At 71.7% G+C, this 18588-nt stretch carries 17 protein-coding genes; 12 read left to right on the forward strand and 5 right to left on the reverse strand.

Going from position 1 to position 18588, the window contains the following annotated elements; translation table 11 throughout:
* The coding region (locus ABT367_RS25390; RefSeq protein WP_352255397.1) for a PucR family transcriptional regulator ligand-binding domain-containing protein at positions 1 to 819 on the reverse strand (819 nt) is incomplete at its 3' end.
* Positions 820 to 1168: 349 nt separating this feature from the next.
* On the opposite strand from ABT367_RS25390, the gene ABT367_RS25395 reads away from it, so the two are divergent.
* The 4 genes from ABT367_RS25395 (at position 1169) to ABT367_RS25410 (ending at position 5529) form a co-directional block, all read left to right on the forward strand.
* Entirely contained in the window at positions 1169 to 2206 is a 1038-nt protein-coding gene (locus ABT367_RS25395; protein WP_352255398.1) for a carbamate kinase, read from the forward strand.
* Positions 2207 to 2422: 216 nt separating this feature from the next.
* Positions 2423 to 3580 (forward strand): acetamidase/formamidase family protein, encoded by a 1158-nt coding sequence (locus ABT367_RS25400; RefSeq protein ID WP_352255399.1) that lies wholly within the window; start codon positions 2423 to 2425, stop codon positions 3578 to 3580.
* Between the two features lie 35 nt (positions 3581 to 3615).
* Positions 3616 to 4884 (forward strand): amidohydrolase family protein, encoded by a 1269-nt coding sequence (locus tag ABT367_RS25405; protein WP_352255400.1) that lies wholly within the window; start codon positions 3616 to 3618, stop codon positions 4882 to 4884.
* 3 nt (positions 4885 to 4887) lie between these two features.
* The gene (locus ABT367_RS25410) at positions 4888 to 5529 is read left to right on the forward strand and encodes a DUF1097 domain-containing protein (RefSeq protein ID WP_352255401.1); all 642 of its coding nucleotides are present in this window, start codon (positions 4888 to 4890) and stop codon (positions 5527 to 5529) included.
* Between the two features lie 20 nt (positions 5530 to 5549).
* Here ABT367_RS25410 and ABT367_RS25415 read toward each other — a convergent pair whose 3' ends face one another.
* Positions 5550 to 5957, reverse strand: a complete 408-nt coding sequence (locus tag ABT367_RS25415) for a RidA family protein (protein ID WP_352255402.1) — start codon at positions 5955 to 5957, stop codon at positions 5550 to 5552.
* A 90-nt stretch (positions 5958 to 6047) separates the two neighbouring features.
* Here ABT367_RS25415 and ABT367_RS25420 point away from each other — a divergent pair, with 90 nt between their 5' ends.
* From ABT367_RS25420 to ABT367_RS25430, 3 genes are all read left to right on the forward strand, one after another.
* Positions 6048 to 6665, forward strand: a complete 618-nt coding sequence (locus ABT367_RS25420; RefSeq protein ID WP_352255403.1) for a TetR/AcrR family transcriptional regulator — start codon at positions 6048 to 6050, stop codon at positions 6663 to 6665.
* A 100-nt stretch (positions 6666 to 6765) separates the two neighbouring features.
* Positions 6766 to 7611 (forward strand): patatin-like phospholipase family protein, encoded by an 846-nt coding sequence (locus ABT367_RS25425; RefSeq protein WP_352255404.1) that lies wholly within the window; start codon positions 6766 to 6768, stop codon positions 7609 to 7611.
* 80 nt (positions 7612 to 7691) lie between these two features.
* Positions 7692 to 8531, forward strand: coding sequence for a spermidine synthase (locus ABT367_RS25430; RefSeq protein ID WP_352255405.1), 840 nt, complete (start codon positions 7692 to 7694; stop codon positions 8529 to 8531).
* Here ABT367_RS25430 and ABT367_RS25435 read toward each other — a convergent pair.
* Together ABT367_RS25435 and ABT367_RS25440 are read right to left on the reverse strand one after the other, a co-directional pair.
* Positions 8493 to 9965, reverse strand: a complete 1473-nt coding sequence (locus tag ABT367_RS25435) for an MFS transporter (protein ID WP_434975531.1) — start codon at positions 9963 to 9965, stop codon at positions 8493 to 8495. The two genes, ABT367_RS25430 and ABT367_RS25435, sit on opposite strands and share 39 nt — an antisense overlap.
* A gap of 45 nt (positions 9966 to 10010) precedes the next feature.
* Complete coding sequence (locus ABT367_RS25440) at positions 10011 to 11081, reverse strand: hypothetical protein (RefSeq protein ID WP_352255407.1); 1071 nt, start codon at positions 11079 to 11081, stop codon at positions 10011 to 10013.
* Between the two features lie 159 nt (positions 11082 to 11240).
* On the opposite strand from ABT367_RS25440, the gene ABT367_RS25445 reads away from it, so the two are divergent.
* The 4 genes from ABT367_RS25445 (at position 11241) to ABT367_RS25460 (ending at position 16864) form a co-directional block, all read left to right on the forward strand.
* The gene (locus tag ABT367_RS25445) at positions 11241 to 11678 is read left to right on the forward strand and encodes a DUF4442 domain-containing protein (RefSeq protein WP_352255429.1); all 438 of its coding nucleotides are present in this window, start codon (positions 11241 to 11243) and stop codon (positions 11676 to 11678) included.
* 291 nt (positions 11679 to 11969) lie between these two features.
* A complete protein-coding gene (locus tag ABT367_RS25450) occupies positions 11970 to 14513 on the forward strand; it encodes a beta-glucosidase family protein (protein ID WP_352255408.1) in 2544 nt (847 codons plus the stop codon).
* Between the two features lie 2 nt (positions 14514 to 14515).
* Positions 14516 to 16144 carry a carboxylesterase/lipase family protein gene (locus tag ABT367_RS25455; protein WP_352255430.1) on the forward strand — a complete coding sequence of 543 codons (1629 nt, stop codon included), beginning with the start codon at positions 14516 to 14518 and terminating at the stop codon, positions 16142 to 16144.
* A 72-nt stretch (positions 16145 to 16216) separates the two neighbouring features.
* Positions 16217 to 16864: a DedA family protein gene (locus ABT367_RS25460; RefSeq protein WP_434975532.1), complete on the forward strand. Its 648-nt coding sequence runs from the start codon at positions 16217 to 16219 to the stop codon at positions 16862 to 16864.
* An 84-nt stretch (positions 16865 to 16948) separates the two neighbouring features.
* On the opposite strand, the gene ABT367_RS25465 is transcribed toward ABT367_RS25460, so the two are convergent.
* Entirely contained in the window at positions 16949 to 17542 is a 594-nt protein-coding gene (locus tag ABT367_RS25465; RefSeq protein ID WP_352255410.1) for an MBL fold metallo-hydrolase, read from the reverse strand.
* Positions 17543 to 17623: 81 nt separating this feature from the next.
* Between ABT367_RS25465 and ABT367_RS25470 the strand changes: the two genes are divergently transcribed.
* The gene (locus ABT367_RS25470; RefSeq protein ID WP_352255411.1) at positions 17624 to 18580 is read left to right on the forward strand and encodes a GlxA family transcriptional regulator; all 957 of its coding nucleotides are present in this window, start codon (positions 17624 to 17626) and stop codon (positions 18578 to 18580) included.
* The last annotated feature ends 8 nt before the right edge of the window (positions 18581 to 18588 follow it).

The raw sequence follows: 18588 nt of genomic DNA on the forward strand, positions 1-18588 counted from the left end.
GGAGACCAGCGCGGTCAGGAGCAGCGTGCGGTAGCGGCGTTCGCGCTCGGCCAGCGCGCGCTCCTGCACCAGGAGCATCGTGGCGAGGCTGGCCACGTGCTCGACGGCCGGGGCGAGTTCGGTGTCCGCCGTACGGCAGCCGTCTCCCCATACGGCCACCTCGCCGAGCGGCCGGCCGCCCACGGTGATCGGCCGCGTGACGCTCGGCGGGACACGGTCGGGGACCGCGCCGGCGGCCGCCAGTACGGTGCCGTCGACGGCGCGTACGGCGGCGGGACAGCCGGTCTCGTGGGCCAGCAGAACGACGAGTTCGCGCTGTGAGCCGCCGTTGAGCACCGCCTGGGAGAGGCGTTCGCGCAGGGCCTGGGTGCGCTCGAGGCTCAGCGCCTGACGGTTGAGCACGGTCCCGATGACCTCGGAGAGGATGTCGTTCAGCATCACCTCGCCGGGCAACTCGACGATCGGGAAGCCGAGTTCGTCCGCCGCCCGCAGCATGGATTCGGGGAGCACCGGCAGATACGGGCCGACCTTGACCCCGAGCGCGGCGAGCCCGCGCCGGTCCATCTCCGGGACGAGCGCGGCAAGGGCGCGTTCGTCGTCACGTACCGCATAGGCCGTGGTGAGCAGGAACTCGCCGCCGCGCATCCAGCGGACGATGTCCGGCACTTCCATGATGTTGGCGACCCGGATCGGATGCGGCGCCCCCGCGTGCCCCGCCACCAGGCGCGCGCCCGCAAGCGCGGGCAGCTCCAGCGCCTGTGCCACGGTCAGGGCCGAGGCGGGGGCGGTGGGTCTGGCGAGCACTGGGGAACCGGCCATGCTGGCCACTATGGGCGCGAGTTCATGGACTGTAAACGCCGCGGACAGAAGACTGTATACGATTCTTTGGCCGGGACTTCTGGCCCGGAACGGGCCGCGGACACACCTGTCCGCGCGCCCTCGCGCCTCACGCGCAGCCCCCTTGCGCCTCACGCGCAGCCCCCTTGCGCCTCACGCGCCGCCCCCTTGGGCCTCACGCGCCGCCCCCCTTCCGCCTCACGCGTCGCCTCCTCGCGGTTCACGCGCCGCCCCTTGCCCGGCCACACTGTCAGCCGACGTCAACAGGCCCCGCCCGCTACTGGCATGGGATGCCCATGACCCTCGGCGCGGGCATTTCTATCGTCCTGACATGCCCGAAGAACCCGCGGTCCGCACACCCGTACCGCCGCTTCCGCTCCACTCCGACCGGCCCACCACGGTGCTCGCGATCGGCGGCAACGCGCTGCTGCGCGGTGGCAGGCGGGCCACCATCGACGAACAGTTCGACGCCGCACGGCAGTTGGCCGCCCCCGTGTCCGCTCTGGTGCGCGCCGGCGCCCGCGTGATCGTCACGCATGGCAATGGTCCGCAGGTCGGTTTCATCAAGCGCCGCTCCGACCTGGTGGCCGAGATCGCCCCCGAACTCCCGCTGCTCGAGCTGGACATGTGCGTAGCCGACTCGCAGGGCAGCATCGGCTACATCCTCGCCCGCGGCCTCTCCGGCGTCTTGCCGGCCGGCGTCCGCCCCGTCGCCGTACTGACCCACACGGTCGTCGATGCGGCCGACCCGGCCTTCACCCGCCCCACCAAGCCGATCGGTACGCACTACACGCGGGCCGAGGCCGAACGGCTCGCCACCCGGCACGACTGGTCCATCGGTGAGGACGCGGGCCGTGGCTGGCGCCGTCTCGTACCGTCCCCCGCACCGCGCCTGGTCGTGGAAGAGGACGCGATCGCCGCCCTGCTCGCCGCTGGTCACGTGGTGATCGCCGGAGGCGGTGGCGGTATCCCGGTGGTGGCGGCTCCCGACGGTTCACTGCGCGGCGTCGAGGCCGTCGTCGACAAGGACGCCACCTCGGCGCTGCTCGCCCGCGCGCTCGGCGCGCGGGAACTCATCATCACGACAGGCGTAGAGCGGATCGCCCTCGATTTCGGTACGCCCCGTCAGCGCTCCGTGGACCGCCTCGACGTCTCCGAGGCCGAACGGCACCTCGCGGACGGGCAGTTCCCCGAGGGCAGCATGGGCCCGAAGATCCGTGCCGCCCTCGACTTCCTCGCAGGCGGCGGGGCCAGCGTCCTCATCACCTCACCGGCCGCGCTCGGCGAGGCGCTCGCCGGCCGCACCGGCACCCGGATCGTGGCCGCCCGCGCCCGAGTCGATCGCAACGCGGCGGCAGTGGAGACGTAACACGGCGGATGTGGTTCGGGGCGCTTGGCCGAGTGGGCCGGACAGACCCCTCCCTCCCGGGGGCCGAGCCCTATCAAGGCTATCGGCGCCCACTGACAACGCCGACACAAGCCCACGCACCCCGCACGGCCCATGCACTCCGCACGGCCCATGCACCCCGCACGGCCCATGCACTCCGCACAGCCCATGCACCCCACCGGACGCAGAGGACCCCCGATGCCCTTCAGCGCCACCACCGTGACCTCGACGCCCCTCGGCACCGCCGCGCCCCGCATCCCCGCCGGCCTTCCCGTCGACGGCGCGCACCATCTCCGTACGACGGCCAAGACGGCACGCTGGGGCGAACTCCCGCATGCCGGCAGCGCACCCGTCCTCACCGTGGCCGACGGCGAGACCCTCACCGTCGATCTCGTGTCGCACGAAGGGATCCTCCCCGACCAAGGCCGCGATCCGGTCGCGTTCTTCGGCGAGTTCGGCGTGCGGGCCCACGAAGTCCTCGCCGATGCCCGCGAGATCGCCGAGTCCGATCTGGGACGTGACGAGGAGGTGCTGCCAGGACCGCATATCGTCACCGGCCCGGTCGCGGTACGCGGGGCCGCGCCAGGCGACCTGCTGCGAGTGGAAACCCTCTCGCTGCACCGGCGCGCCCACTACGGCATCGTCGCCAACCGCCACACCCGAGGCGCCCTGCCCGGCGAACTCCCCGACGACAGTGCCGAGTTGACAGGGCCCGACCTGTTGCGCGGCCCGACCGGCACCGTCAACGCCTTCTGCACGGTGGACGAGTCCGAGCATGGCGTCCTGCGGTACACCGACACCTCCAGTGCCCGCTTCCCGCTCGGCCCCTTCGCCGGGATCATGGGCGTCGCGGACGGCACCGAGGGCACCCCGCTCAGCTCGATTCCCCCTGGCGTCCACGGCGGCAACCTGGACGTCAAACACCTGACGTGCGGATCGTCCTTGTACCTACCCGTACAAGCCGAGGGCGCCGGCTTCTACGCGGGCGATCCGCACTTCGCCCAGGGCAACGGCGAGGTGGCCCTCACGGCGTTCGAGGCGCCGCTGCGGGCCACCTTCCGGCTCTCGCTGATACGAGGAGATGCGGCCCGGAGTGTCCAGGGGCTGGCCGGTGAACCGTTCGCCGAGACCGCCACACACTGGATCGCGATCGGACTCGACGCCGATCTCGACGAGGCGATGAGTCACTGCGTACGCGCCGCACTCGCCTTCCTGACCGCCACCACCGGCATGGACCGGCAGACGGCATACGCCTATCTGAGTGCCGCCGCGGACTTCGAGGTTTCGCAGGTGGTCGACCAGGTCAAAGGCGTGCACTGCCTGATCCGCAAGGCCGACTTCCCCGGCGAGCTGTGAACACGCCGGAACCTCCCGCAGCCAAGGAGAGAACCGTGACGGACCTGCTGCTCCGCGACGTGCGCGTCGAGAACGCACCGGACCCGACCGATGTACGCATCGCAGCCGGCCGGATCGAGGAGACCGGCCCCGGCCTCACCGCGCCCGAGAGCGCCGAAGTGTTCGACGGCGAGGGCCGGGTGCTGCTCCCCGGCCTGGTCGAGACGCATCTGCACCCGGACAAGGCGCTGCTCGACGCCATCCGCCCCAACCCGACCGGCACCCTCGACGGCGCGATCCGCGTCACGGGCGAGCTCAAGCGGCAGTTCACCCACGACAGCGTGCGCGCCCGGGCCGAACAAGTCCTCGCCATGTGCGTACGCAACGGAACCACGACGGTACGCGCCCACCCGGACGTGGACCCGATCGCCGGCCTGACCGGCCTGGAGGTGATGCTCGAACTACGGGCCGCCTGGGCCGACTTGGTCGGCATCCAGATCGTCGCCTTCCCGCAGGAGGGGATCTTCAAGGCCCCCGACACCCACACCCTGCTGCGCAAGTCCCTGGACGCCGGAGCGGATGTGGTCGGCGGCTGCACGTACGCGGAGAAGGACCTGGCGGACTGCAGACGCCACATCGAACTCGTCCTCGACCTCGCCGTCGAATACGGCGTGCCCGCCGATATGCACTGCGACTTCTCCGACGACGCCTCCGATCCGCGCTTCGCCCTCGCCGGCTTCATCGCCGAACAGACGGCCGCCCGCGGCCTCGGCGGCCGCGTGGCACTCGGCCATGTGACCTCGCTCGGCGCGCTGCCGCCCGCCGAACGCCGCGCCGTCGCCGCCGACCTGGCCCAGGCGGGGGTGGCGATCGTCCCGCTTCCGGCCACGGACCTCTTCCTCGGCGGTCGCAACGACGAACAGGCGGTACGCCGCGCGATCACACCGGTCCGCGACCTCTGGGACGCGGGCGTGCTCATGGCCTGCTCCAACAACAACATCCGCAATGCCTTCACCCCGTACGGCACCGGCGACCTGCTCGACACGGCGCTGCTGCTCGCCCGCCTCGCGCATCTGTCCGGGCCCTTGGACCTGCACCGCGTCCTGCGGCTCGTCACCCACGACGCGGCCCGCGTCGCCGGCCTCACCGACTACGGCGTCCACGTGGGCGCGCGAGCCGACCTGGTGATCGTCGACACCCGCGACTACGACGCGGTGCTGCTGGAACGGCCCGTACGCACCGCAGTGATCAAGGCGGGCCGGATCGTGGCCCGCTCCACGTACAGCTCGGAACTCACCGTCCCCCTGCGCGCCTTGGAGGCCTGAGACATGACCGACACGAAAGCGGCTCCCGTGACCGCCGCTCCCGCCACGGTGATGCGCGAACGCATACCGCACGAGATCGTGGCCTCCGTGCTCGCCGCGACCACGGCGTTCATCGGCGGCAACGCCCTGCATCTGCCCCCGTGGGCGATCTTCATCGCCTGGGCGGGCACCTTCCTGCTCGGCGGCCCCAACCTCGCCAACGCCAAACGCCTTTGGTGCGCCATGCCGATGGGCTCCACATTCGCGCTGATCATCGTGCTCCTGGAGACCAACGCGGGCACCGCCTTCGGCGAGAGCCAGCTGGCCCGCAACTTCTTCGCCGCGCTGTGCATCCTCGTCGTCAACACGACCCTGATGTACACCGGCCGCCTGCCGCTGTTCTCTCTCATCCCCGGCATGTTCTTCGGTTTCGCCTCCTACTTCGCCACCTTCTTCGGCGGTTTCGGATACGACGCGGGCAACGCCTGGTCGGCCTGGGTCTGCGTGATCGCGATGAACGCGCTCGGCCCGGTCTTCGCCTGGCTCTCGGTCCGGCTCGCGTTCCCCGTGGGGGTCCAGTCGGTAGAGCCGGTCGGGCCCGTCGAGTCGGTCGAGCCCGTCGCCTCGGCACCCAAGCCGCCGGCTCCGCGCGGCGAAGCGGTCTAGGGCTGCTCGCCGAGGTGCGGCTACTCGAGGACCGCGGTGGCTTCGACCTCGACCAGGAGGTCCGGTTCGCCGAGCGCCGCGACACCGAGCAGGGTGATCGGCTTGACCGGATCGACGCCGAGCTTCTCGGCCGCCCGGCTCACGCCTTCGCCCAGCAGCGGCATCTTCTCGGGGTTCCAGTCGACGACGTAGACGGTCAGCTTCGCCACGTCGTCGAAGGAACCGCCGACCCCGGCCAACGCGGTGGCGATATTGAGGTAGCACTGCTCGACCTGGGCGGCGAGGTCTCCGTCGCCGACGGGCCTGCCGTCGGCGTCACGGGCGACCTGCCCGGCCAGGAACACCAGCCTCGATCCGGTGGCGACCGACAACTGCCGGTAGACCTCGGGCTTCGGCAGTCCTTCGGGGTTGATCAGCGTCACGGACATGAACGGCCTCTTCCTGTCGGCGCCGGCTCGGCGCTGCCGACCTAGGGTCGGTATCCATCAAAACATAGCGACGCTATGTAATGTGGAGTCATGGCGAGGACGAAGGATCCGGCGGTCCGCTCCCTGCTGCTCGACCGGGCCGCACACATGCTGAGCGCCAGGGAGCCGGTCACCCTCCGCACCCTCGTCGCCGGGACCGGGGTGTCGACCATGGCGGTCTACACGTACTTCGGCGGTATGGACGGCCTGTGGCAGGCCTTGCGGCAAGAAGGCTTCACGCGCCTGGCCGCCCGGCTCGCCACCGTGAAGACGTCGGCGGACCCGGTGCGCGATCTCGCCGCGCTGGGCGCCGCCTACCTGGCCAACGCCCTGGAGAACCCCGATCTCTACCGCGTCATGTTCGACGCGGGCTTCGACCTCGAGGACGCCGGCGCCGCCGACGCAACCCTTGACCGCCTGGTCCGCGCCGTCGACCGGGCCAAGACGGACGGTCGCTTCCGCGACGGGGTCGAACCCCTGGAACTGGCCACACAGAGCTGGACGATCGGCCATGGACTCGCCTCACTCGTCGCCACGGGCCCCCTGCCGCACCAGGCGCTCACGCATGGAGTGCCCCTGCTGACCGCACTGTTCACCAGCGCGGGAGACGAGCCCGCCCGCTGCCGCCGCTCGGTCGAGCGCGGCTGGGGACGGCTGCTTCCCGCCTGAGGCAGGCGACAGACCCTGGTGCACATTTCGGCGCCCGCTCTGCATACTCCTCGGTAGGCAGAACGGGAAGCACAGTCGGCGATACGGAGATGGGGCATCCATGGGCGACACGGCACTCGTACTGGGCGGCGGCGGGCTCACCGGCATCGGCTGGGAGATCGGCATCCTGCACGGACTCGCCCGCGCCGGCGTCGACCCGACCGGAGCCGACCTCGTCGTGGGGACGTCGGCGGGCTCCGTCGTCGGAGCTCAGCTGACGTCCGGAGTGCTGTCGCTCGACGAGCTGTACGAGCGCCAACTCGTCGACCCCAAGGGCGAGATCCCGGCCACCATGGGCCCCGCGATGATCGCCCGGTACGCCTGGGGAGTCGTGCGCTCCCGTGACGCCAAGGCGTACGGAATCCGGATGGGCAAGATGGCCTCGGCCCTCAGCACGGCGCCCGCGGAGGACCGGCGCGAGGTGATCGCCCAGCGGCTGCTCTCGCACGACTGGCCCGCCGACCGCCGTCTCGTGGTCACCGCGGTGGACGCCACGACCGGTGAGCTCGCGCCCTTCGACCGCGACAGCGGAGTCGGCCTGGTCGACGCGGTGTCCGCGAGCTGTGCCGTGCCCGGGGTGTGGCCGCCCATCACCATCGACGGACGCCGCTACATCGACGGCGGTGTGCACTCCTCCGCCAACGCCGCGCTGGCCGCCGGCTACGCCAAGGTCCTGATCGTCGCGCCCATCGCGATGGGCGGCGGGCCGCTGCCCACGCCCCGGGCCCAGGCGGCGAAGCTCGCCGCCGCCGGCTCGAAGGTCGTGCTGATCACCCCGACCCGCGAGGCCCGCCGCACCTTCGGCCGCAACGTGCTCGACCCGGCCCGCCGCGCACCCGCCGCCCGCTCGGGACTGGCCCAGGCGGCGGCACACGTGGCCGAGGTCAGGAGTCTCTGGCAGGACTGAGAGCCGGAGCCGCACCCCGAACGGTGTGCGGACCCCGTCGCCGAGGCCCGGCGAAGGTCCCCGACCGGCACAATGGAGCGGTGGACGAGCCGATACCCGTGATGCGCACCGTGGACCATGGTGTCGCCAAGCTGATGCCCGATGTGGACCGGCCACGGGCCTGGCTCCTGACCGTCGACGGCGCGCCCCAGTCGTATGTCGATCTCGATGATCCGACGCATCTGGAGTTCGAGTACGCGCGCCGGCTCGCCCACGCCATCGACTCCCTCGACGGCGGACCGGTGGACGCCGTCCACCTCGGCGGCGGTGCGCTGACGCTGCCCCGCTATCTCGCGGCGACGCGCCCCGGCTCGCGCCAGCATGTCGTCGAGGCCGACCAGGGGCTGCTCGCGCTGATCGCCGAGCAGCTGCCGGTGGCCGAGGACGCGGGGATACGGATGTACGGCGCCGATGCCCGCGGCTGGCTGGAATCCGCGGCGGACACCTGCGCGGATCTGCTCGTGGCCGATGTGTTCGGCGGCTCCCGGGTGCCCGCGCATCTGACGACCATCGGCTATGCCCGCGAGGCCGAGCGTGTGCTGCGCCCCGGCGGCGTCTACCTCGCGAACCTCGCGGACGGTGCGCCCTTCACGTTCCTGCGGTCCCAACTGGCCACGTTCCAGGCGGTGTTCGGACACCTGGCGCTGATCGCCGAGCCCGGCGTCCTGCGCGGCCGCCGCTTCGGCAACGCGGTCCTCGTCGCCGCCCACCACGAACTGGACACCGCTGAGCTGGCCCGCCGCACCGCCGCCGACGCCTTCCCCGCGCGCGTGGTGCAGGGCCAGGCGCTGGTCCGCTTCATCGACGGCGCGAAGCCGGTCGAGGAGGCCGACGCGGTGGCATCACCCGAGCCGCCCGGCGGGACGTTCAGCATCGGCTGACTCCGGGACCGCCGGCGCGGGTCCCGCGGCATCGGCCGACTCCAGGTCCGCCGGTCCGAGCCCCTCGGCCCCGGCCGGCGCCGGGACCGCCGGTCCGGACCCCTGGGCATCGGCCGACTGCGGGACCACGGGCGCGGACCCCTGTGCGACGACCGTCCCCGTGCGCCGCGTCAGATTCCGTACGTCGGGGACGAAGAGCACCGCCGCCGTCACCACCACGACCAGCACCGCGCACCCCCACAGCGCGGGAGTCCGCCCGAAGGCCGATTCCGCGGGACCCGCCAGGGCGGTGGCCAGCGGCACCATCGAGATCGAACCGAACCAGTCGTAGGCGGCCACCCGCGAGAACTTCTCCTCGGGAATCTCCTGGTGCAGAGCCGTCATCCACGAGACGCCGAACACCTCGATCGCGACCCCGCTCACGAACATCACGGCCGCGAGCCCCGCCACCGGCAGCGGCACGGCGAGCGCCGCCGAGGGCAGCGCGAGCGGGAAGACACAGAGCGATCCGGCGAAGAGCAGCCGCCGCGGTTTCCAGCGCATCATCAGCACCGCACCGCCCACGGTGCCCGCGCCGAACGCCGCAAGCGCAAGACCCCAGGGGCCGGGACCGCCCAGCTCGTCGCGGGCTACCAGCGGCCCGTACACCGCCTCCGCGGCGCCGACCACCGCGACCACCACGGAGAACTGCGCGACGATCGTCCACAGCCAGGTCCGCCCGATGAACTCCTGCCAGCCCTCCCGCAGATCGGCCAGCATGCCGCCGCCCTTGCCGCGGTCCGTGACCTTGCCGACGTCGAGGAACGCCCGCAGCGCACCGGCCACCGCGAAGGCCGCCGCGTCCACCGCGAGCACCCAGCCGGGACCCATGGCGGCGATCATCGCGCCCCCGAGCGCCGCACCGCCGATCGCGGCGCCGTGCATCGCCATCCGGAACATCGCGAAGGCCCGGCTGGCCTGTTCGCCCTTGACGCTGGACAGGAGCATGCCCTCGGCGGCCGGGTTGAAGAAGGCCTGTCCTGTGCCGCCGAGCGCGGTGAGCAGCATCATCTGCCACAGCTGTGGTTCGCCCGCGAGCACGAGGGCCGCGAAGGCGGCCTGCGAGAGGCAGTTGAGCGCGTTGGCCGCGACCATCACCCGGTGCCGCGGCAGTCGGTCCGCGACCGCGCCGCCTATCAGCAGGAACAGCACGAGCGGCAGGGTGCGCGCCATGGCGACGAGCCCGACGTCACCGCCGTCGCCCCCGTTGTCGAGCACGGCGAACGCCGCCGCGATCAGCGCGCCGTGGCTGCCCAGATTGGTGACGACCGCGGCCGCGGTCAGCAGTGAGTAGTTGCGCCCGGCCCAGGAAGGCAGAGAGAAGCGGGCGGACGGGGCCGGGGTTTGATTCACTCCGGAACTATCCCTGTCCGCCCGCTCGGTGGCCAAATGCATTTCCGCACGCCGGGGCGAGGGGCATGCGGAGGCGCGGTGGCGTGATCAGTCGGTCTCGGTGGGGTCGCCCGCCAGGCGGACCGTGCCCAGGATCTTCATGATCGTCTCGTCGGTCAGTTCGCCCTCCACGCCCGTGGGCGCGTGCAGGCTCCAGGAGACGAAGTCATCCGCGGAGTTCTTGAACCCGAACGTGATCGCCTTGCCATCCGATGCGCACTTGCCCTTGTCGGGCGTGTTCTTCGAACGGGCCCAGCCGTAGGCGCCCTTGACACCGGACGTGGTGGTGAAGGGCGTGCCCTTCTTGTCCCACGTCATGCTCTTCTTGTCCGGCTGCGTGTAGCCGCCGTAGACCCACCGGGGTGCGTCGCTGAGGATGATGTCGTCGAAGTTCTTGGCGCCGTTGGAGCCCTTGGTGCCGGCCGTGGCAAGCGGCGTGGAGTCCTTCTTGCCGTCCTTGTCGTCGTCCGACTCGCACCAGGTCTTCTTGAAGTACGCGGGTGCGGACATGATGATCAGCGGCGCGATCTCGTCGGGCTTCTTCACGTCCTCGAAGCCCACCATCATCGAGGGCGAGTCGACCTCCCAGTCCGCGGGCACGTCGAAGGCCGTACCCCGCTTGGGGTTGACGACGACCTTCCAGCCGGGGATCACCGGGTCGACGGTGGAGCCGGTACCGCGCGGGTTGTCCTCCTCGGAAGCCGAGGGGGACGGGCTCTTGGGCGCGGAGGAGGTCTTGTCCCCGCCCTTGGCGGTGTCCGACTTCTTGTCGTCGTCCTTGCCGAGCACGAGGTAGCCGGTGACGCCTGCCGCGACCACCACGGCCGTCGCGGCAATGATCGCGACGAGCTTGGTGCGGTCACCGCCACCGCTGCCACCGCCCTGCGGCGGCTGCGGGCCGCCGGCCAGGCTCGGGGCGTTCCACGCCTCCGGCCCCGGCTGCTGGTAGCCCTGCTGCTCACCGGTCTGCGGATAGCCCGGCGGCTGATAAGGGTTCGGCTGCTGGAATCCCGGCTGCTGATAGGGATTCGGCTGCTGGTACCCCGGCTGCTGGTACGGATTCTGGTTGGCGTCCTGCGGGTTCTGCTCGCCCCCGGGCGGCTGCTGTCCTGGCCACATGGCGCCTAACGATAGAGGGGTGGCCCAGGGGTGGCCACGGCCGCCCCCGATTGTGACGAGCTCGGCACACAGCACACCGTTACGCCCGACTGTGCGGAAGAAGGGTATGGTCAAGCACGCTTACCGGTCGGTAACATCCGGTTCATGAGCACAGAGCAGATGTCGATCGGCGAGATGCTCGCCGCGACCGTCCCGATGGCACGCACCCTGAACCTCCAGTTCGGCGAGACCAGCCCCGAGCGGGCCGTGGTCTCGCTGCCGGACCAGGGCGACTTCCACAATCACGTCGGCGGTCCGCACGCCGGCGCGATGTTCACGCTGGGGGAGTCCGCGAGCGGGGCGATCGTGCTCGCCGCCTTCGGTGACCAGCTCTCGCGCGCGGTGCCGCTCGCGGTGCGGGCCGACATCGCGTACAAGAAGCTCGCGATGGGGCCGGTCACGGCCACCGCGACGCTGGGCCGCCCGGTGGCGGAGGTCGTCGCCGAGCTCGACGAGGGCAAGCGCCCCGAGTTCCCCGTCGCGATCGAGATCCAGCGCGAAGACGGCGCCGTCACGGGCGAGATGACCGTCGTCTGGACCCTGCGCCCCAACAGCTGAAGCGGCTGAAGCTCTTCAACACCTGAACGCAGGCCCTCTCCCGAGGGCCTCTCCGCGCCGACGCGCCCGCTGCATTCCACCCCGCAGCGGGCGCGTTTTTAGTTTTCCGTTCACCTTATTGACACGAGTCAGTGACGGTCATACGTTTCCCGGCGTAACCCGTGGTGTCTGACGGCTCGTCAACTCTCCCTTGTCGCATAGTGCGTCTATTGCGTTCAAAGAGCGAACGCTGACCGCCCGTTGGCACGTGTACATGCACCGCCTTTTCGCGTACAGAAGGAGTGACGGCTCATGCCCGCAAGTGCCTCGACCGCCGGTGGACCGACGGACGCCGCCCTGACCGAAGGCCCTGCCCGCCCGCCCGTCTCGCGCCGCTCCGCCCTGCGCCTGTTCGGTACCGCGGTCGCCGTGGCCACCGCCGCCACCGCCGGTGTCGCGGTGCCCGCGCACGCGGCGGGCGCCACCCGCGGCCCCGGCCGCACCGCGGGCCCGCGGGTGGAGGCGCTGATCGGCCGGCTGACCCTCGACGAGAAGATCTCGCTGCTGCACGGCGCCGACGACCCCAGAGCCCTCGGCCAGGCCGGCTACATCCCAGGAGTGCCCCGCCTCGGGATCCCCGAGCTGCGCCTGGCCGACGGTCCCGCCGGCGTCCGCGTCAAGGAACCGGCCACCGCGCTGCCCGCCCCGGTCCTGCTCGCCTCCACCTTCGACCCCTCCCTCGCCCGCGCCTACGGCAAGGTCATCGGCCACGAGGGCCGCGCTCTCGGCCAGGATGTGCTGCTCTCGCCGATGTGCAACCTGATCCGCACCCCGTACGCGGGCCGGAATTTCGAGACCTTCGGCGAGGACCCGCTGCTCAGTGCGGACATGGTCTCCGAGGAGATCAGGGGCATCCAGGACGAGGGTCTCGTCGCGACGGTGAAGCACTTCGCGATGAACAATCAGGAGAAGGACCGCAACACGATCGACGTGTACGCGGACGAACAGACGATGCACGAGACCGAGCTGCGTGCCTTCGAGGCCGCCATCGCCGCCGGGGCGGGCTCCGTCATGGGCGCGTACAACAAGGTCAACGGCACCTTCGCGTGCGAGAGCAAGGAACTGCTCACCGACATCCTGCGCGAGCGCTGGGGCTTCGACGGCTGGGTGATGACCGACTGGTTCGCCGCGCACAGCACCGTCGAGTCGATCACCGCCGGTCTCGACATGGAGATGCCCGGCGGAATCTACTTCGGTGACGCCCTGAAGAAGGCCGTCCAGGGCGGCAGCGTGCCCGAGTCGGCCGTCGACCGCTCCGTACGCCGGTTGCTCTCCGTGATGGACCGCTTCGGGCTCCTCGACGGCTCCATCGGGGCGCGTCCCGCCCGTGACGCAGCAGCAGGCGCCCGTACCGCCCTGGAGATCGCCAAGGCCGGAGCCACCCTGCTGCACAACCGCCGCGGCACCCTCCCGCTGGCGGGCCACGCGGCCCGCAGCATCGCCGTCATCGGCCCGACCGGCAAGCAGCCCTTCGTCAGCGGCGGCGGCAGCGCCCACGTCATCCCCGACCACGCCGACACCCCGCTCGACGCGATCCGCGCACGGGCCGGACGCGGCGCGCAGGTCTCGTACGCCTTGGGCGAGGACCTGTACGGCAAGGCGCTCCCCAAGGGCTCGCTCAGCCCGGGGCTCGACTCCGAGGGCCAGGGGGTCGCGGCCGGTGCGACCTGGACGTACGACGGGACACTCGACGTCGACGAGGCCGGGGAGTGGACCTTCGTGATCCACTACTCCGGCGCCGAGCGGCCCAAGGTGCACCTGGACGGCGAGGAGCTGTTCCCGCTCGCTCCGGGGGTCGGGGAGTTCTTCTCCGGCGGACTGATCAACGCCGCGCCCGACGGGCTCTCCGTGCGCCGCAAGACCCTGGACGTCGCCGAGGGCGGACGCCGACTGACGATCACCGCCAAGGGCGGAGACAAGGGCCAGATCTTCCGTATCCGCAGAGTGACCGCCCGGACCCGCGCGCAGGACGTCGCCGAGGCGGTACGGGCCGCGCGGCGGGCGCACAGTGTGGTGCTCTTCGCGTACGAGGACGCCACCGAGGGCATGGACCGCACCACCATCGCGCTGCCCGGGCACCAGGAAGCGCTGATCAAGGCGGTCACGGCCGTCAATCCGCGTACGACGGTCGTCCTCAACACGTCGTCGGCCACCTCGATGCCATGGCTCGCGCGGACCGGCGCGGTGCTGCAGATGTACTACCCGGGCCAGGAGGGCGCCGCCGCCACCACCGCGGTCCTCTTCGGCGACTGCGACCCGGGCGGCCGGCTCACCCAGACCTTCCCGCTCGACGACGCCACCCACCCGACGGCCGGCGACCCGGTGCGCTACCCGGGCGTGAACGGGCGCCAGGAGTACACCGAGGGCGTGCACATCGGATACCGGTGGTACGCGGCCGAGGGGAAGCGGTCCCTGTTCCCCTTCGGGCACGGACTCTCGTACACGTCGTTCCAGTACGGCGATCTCGAGGTGCGCGAGGGTGACGGCGGGCTCGAGGTGAGCTTCACGGTGCGCAACACGGGGCGGCGCAGCGGAGTCGACGTAGCCCAGGTGTATGTCGGCCCCTCGCCCGAACTCTCCGTCGAACAGGCCGAGTTGGCGCTCGCCGGCTACCGCAGGCTCACGCTGCGGGCCGGGGAGCGGCGCCGGGTCACGGTCAAGGTGGCGCGGCGGTCGCTGTCCTCGTGGGACGGCAAGCGGCACGACTGGGTGCTCGGTACCGGGCGGCGCGCGGTGCAGGTCGGCGCCTCGGCCGGCGATCTGCGGCTGCGGACCGTGGCGAAGGTGGGGCGGTGACCATGGGGATTTCCGCGATACGCAGGCGAGTCGGCCTCTTCGTCGCGGCGGTGCTCGCGGCGGGCACCCCGGTGCTCGCCGCCGGGCCCGCCCAGGCCCGAGCGGACCACGACACGGTGGTGCACACCACCGGCGGCCTGGTCCGCGGTGAACGCACCGACGCGGGACGGCAGTTCCTCGGCATCACCTACGCCGAGCCGCCCGTCGGCCGGCTGCGGTGGAAGGAACCGCAGCCGGTGCGGCCGTGGCTCGGCGTCCGCGACGCGACCTCGTTCGGCAACCGCTGTGTACAGGGCGCGAGTTGGGACCCTGGCTACGAGCGGCCGAGCCTCACCGAGAACTGTCTCGACGTCAATGTGTACGTCCCCGAGGCGCCCAAGGCGCCCAAGGCGCCCGAGTCCGAGCGCCCGCTGCCCGTGATGGTGTGGCTGCACGGCGGCGGGCTCACGGCGGGCGCCGGGGCGGACATCGTGCCCGACGAGTTCGCCGAGCGGACCGGCACGGTCGTCGTCACGGTCAACTACCGCCTCGGAGCGCTGGGTTTCCTCGCCACCGAAGGGCTCGACGGCGAGGCGGGCGACGGGGTGTCCGGCAACTTCGGGATGCAGGACCAGCAGCTGGCCCTGCGCTGGGTGCAGTCCAACATCGGCCGCTTCGGCGGCGATCCGGGCCGGGTGACCATCGCGGGTGAGTCCGCCGGCGGCGGTTCGGTGTGCAACCAGCTCGCCTCGCCCACCGCCAAGGGGCTCTACCGGGCGGCCATCATCCAGAGCGGCGCGTACAACGACTGCGCGGCCCGTACGCGGGACAAGGCCGTGGCGGAAGGCGCGGCCTTCGCCAAGAAGGCGGGCTGCCCGGACCCGGCGACCGCACTCGCCTGTCTGCGGGGGAAGTCGGCGCAGGAGATCCTCACCGCGCAGGCCGGCTTCGGCTGGGCCGCCGTCGTCGGCGGGAACTTCCTGCCGCAGCAGCCCACCCAGGCCTTCGCCTCGGGTGCGGCGGCCGGGATCCCGGTGATGAACGGCGCCAATCAGGACGAGGGCCGGATGTTCGCCTTCGCCCAGTACGACGTCACCGGCAACCCGCTGACCGCCGACCGCTACCCCGAGGCGCTTGAGCAGCTCTTCGGCCCGGAGCTCGCCCCCGAGGTCGAACGCCGGTATCCGCTCGGCGATTTCCCCTCGCCGACGATCGCGTACGGCACCGCGCTTGGTGACCAGCTGATGGCCTGTACGGCGCTGCGGCTCGACCGGACGCTCGCCGGGCGGGGCAAGGTCTACGCGTACGAGTTCGCGGACCGCACCTCGCCGCCGTTCGCCTCCCTGCGCAAGCTGGGGACGGACTTCCCCTTCGGGGCGACCCACGTCAACGAAGTGCAGTACCTGTTCAAGCACTTCGGGCTGACCACTCCGCTGGACGCTCAACAGCAGGTTCTGGCGCGGCAGATGGTGCAGTACTGGGGCTCCTTCATCCATGGATCCCCGCCGCGTGCCCAGGGCGGGCCGGTCATGCCGCACACCGAGGGGCGGGTCCTGAGCCTGCGCACCGCCTCGGCCGGCGGGCTCGCGGTGAGCACGACGGTCGACGAGGACCACCTGTGTGACCTCTGGGACGCGGCCGCCACCGCGTGATCCAGTAGGCTGCCCGGCGGCATATCCGGGTCCGGTACCGAACGGACCGAGGGGGAGTGTGCCGCCGGGCAGATGCAGGTGGACCGGAGGGAACGGGCATTGCAGGAGTGGCTCGCGTCCGTCCCCGCGATCGCCGTCTACCTCCTGGTCGGGACGATTCTGCTGGTGGAGAGCATCGGCATCCCGCTGCCCGGCGGAGTCATCCTCGTCACCGCCGCACTGCTCGCTTCGCAGTACGGCGAGATCGACCCTTGGCTGCTCGCCGCCGGGGCGGCCGTGGGCGCGGCGTCGGGCGCGTTCTGCGGATTCGCGCTCGGGCGGCGCGGCGGGCGTCCGCTCCTGGAGCGGCTCGGCCGCCGTTTTCCCCGCCGCTTCGGACCGTCCCAAGTCGCCGCCGCCGAGCGGTCGTTCCGTACATGGGGCGTGTGGGCCGTCCTGTTCGGGCGCTTCGTCGCGGTGCTGCGGATCTTCACCGGACCGGTGGCGGGTGTCCTGCACATGCCGTACTGGCAGTTCGCCCCGGCGAACGCGTGCGGCGCGGTGCTCTGGGCTGGCGTGACGACCGGGGTGGTCTACCACCTGGGCCTGGCCGCCGGCAGCTGGCTCACGCGCTTCTCACTGGCGGGCCTCGCCCTCGGAGCGCTGCTCGCCTGCTGCGCGGTGTGGGCCGTCCGCAGAAGACGACGCCCTCCGGCGCCGGACGCGGCCTCGGCCGACTGACGCCGCCCCCACCTGCTGACGCACCGCGGTCTGCTGCCGACTGACGCCGCCCCCCACCTGCTGACGGCCGCAGTCCGCTGCCGACTAACGCACCACGCTCTCCAGCGACTTGAACGCCCCGCCATGCCCCGGCACGATCACATCGGCCGCCGCCAGTACGCGCTCACGGGAGGCGCGCAGGAGCTCGCGGTCCGGGGCCACCGGGTCGTCCGCAGGGCCGTCGGCGTGCCACCACAGGTCGCCGGCGAAGGCGACCACACCCGTGTCGGTGCCCGCGAGGAGCGTGATGTCCTCGGGGCTGTGCCCGGGGGTGCGGATCAGCCGTAGTGACGCGGTGAGTTCATGGCCTTCCGCGTCGCGGTTGCGCCACTGGTCGCCGCCGTACTCCACCTTGTGGTCGTGCACGAGGGCCCGGCCGAACAGGCCTACGTTCATGGTGTTGTCCGGGTGGTGGTGGCTGAGGACCACATCGGTGATGTCCTCGGGGCCAAGGCCCAGTTCGGCGAGCGGACCGAGGATGTCGTTGCGGTCCGCGACCATGCCGGGGTCGAAGATCACATGCCGGTCCCCGTCGGTCACGTAGGAGACGGTCGCGGCGACTCCGGGGCCGGTGGAGCCCACATAGCCGGTGGTCAGGATCGTGTACGAGGCGCTGCGGCCGCGCGGTGCGTCTGTCATGGCCCCAACTCTGCCGGGCCGGGAGGCAGTGCACGAGTGGCATCAATGCCAGCGATCGCAGGAATCGTGCCACACTGCGGCATGCCTGCCTTCCGGACCATCGCCGCCTACGTGCCGCCCGGCGCGGGCCTGCTCGCCGTCGGCATCGTCGGTGAGGTCTTCGGCCCGCACGGCCCGGAGTTGCCGGGCTTCGAGTTCACCCTGTGTGCGGACCGGCCGGGTCAGGTCCGTACCGACGTGGGCGTACCGATCGCGGTCGAGCACGGTCTCGAGCGGCTGGCCGCCGCCGACCTGGTGCTAGCCCTGCCCGGCGCCGAGTTCCGTACACCCCCCGGCCCCGCCGTACGGGAGGCCTTGCGCGCCGCGTACGGACGCGGGGCCGTGGTGGCGGCGCACTGCGTCGGCACGTTCACGCTGGCCGCGGCCGGGTTGCTCAACGGCCTTCGGGCGACCACGCATTGGCGGTTCGCCGGACTGCTCACCGAGCGCCATCCGGAGATCGACGTCGACGCCGGGGCGCTGTACGTCGACGAAGGACGGATCATCACCGGCGCGGGAGCCGCCGCCGGGTTCGACCTGTGTCTGCATCTGCTGCGGCGGGAGTTCGGCGCGACGCTGGCCAACGCGGTCGCCCGGGACATGGTGCTGCCCTCGCACCGGGACGGGGGACAGGCCCAGTACCTGGCCGCTCCCGTTCCCGAGGATGGTGCGGACGAGCGGCTCGCCGAAGTGCTCGGCTGGGCCCGGGCGCATCTTCACCGGCCGCTCCCCGTGGCCGAGTTGGCGCGGCGCGCCGTGATGAGCCGCCGCACCTTCGCCCGCCGTTTCACCGCCGCGACCGGCAGCACGCCGCACGCCTGGCTGCGCGACCTGCGGCTCGGGCGCGCGGAGGAGCTCCTGGAGTCGACGGACCTTCCCGTCGAGGAGATCGCCCACCAGGTGGGCTATTCGAGCGCGGCGGTCCTGCGCGAACAGTTCGTCCGGCGGCGTGGAGTGCCGCCGCGCTCGTATCGCCGGTCCTTCGGCGCCGTGGTCTGAGAGTGACG

The organism is Streptomyces mesophilus (assembly GCF_040300965.1).
Classification (GTDB): Bacteria; Actinomycetota; Actinomycetes; order Streptomycetales; family Streptomycetaceae; genus Streptomyces; species Streptomyces mesophilus_A.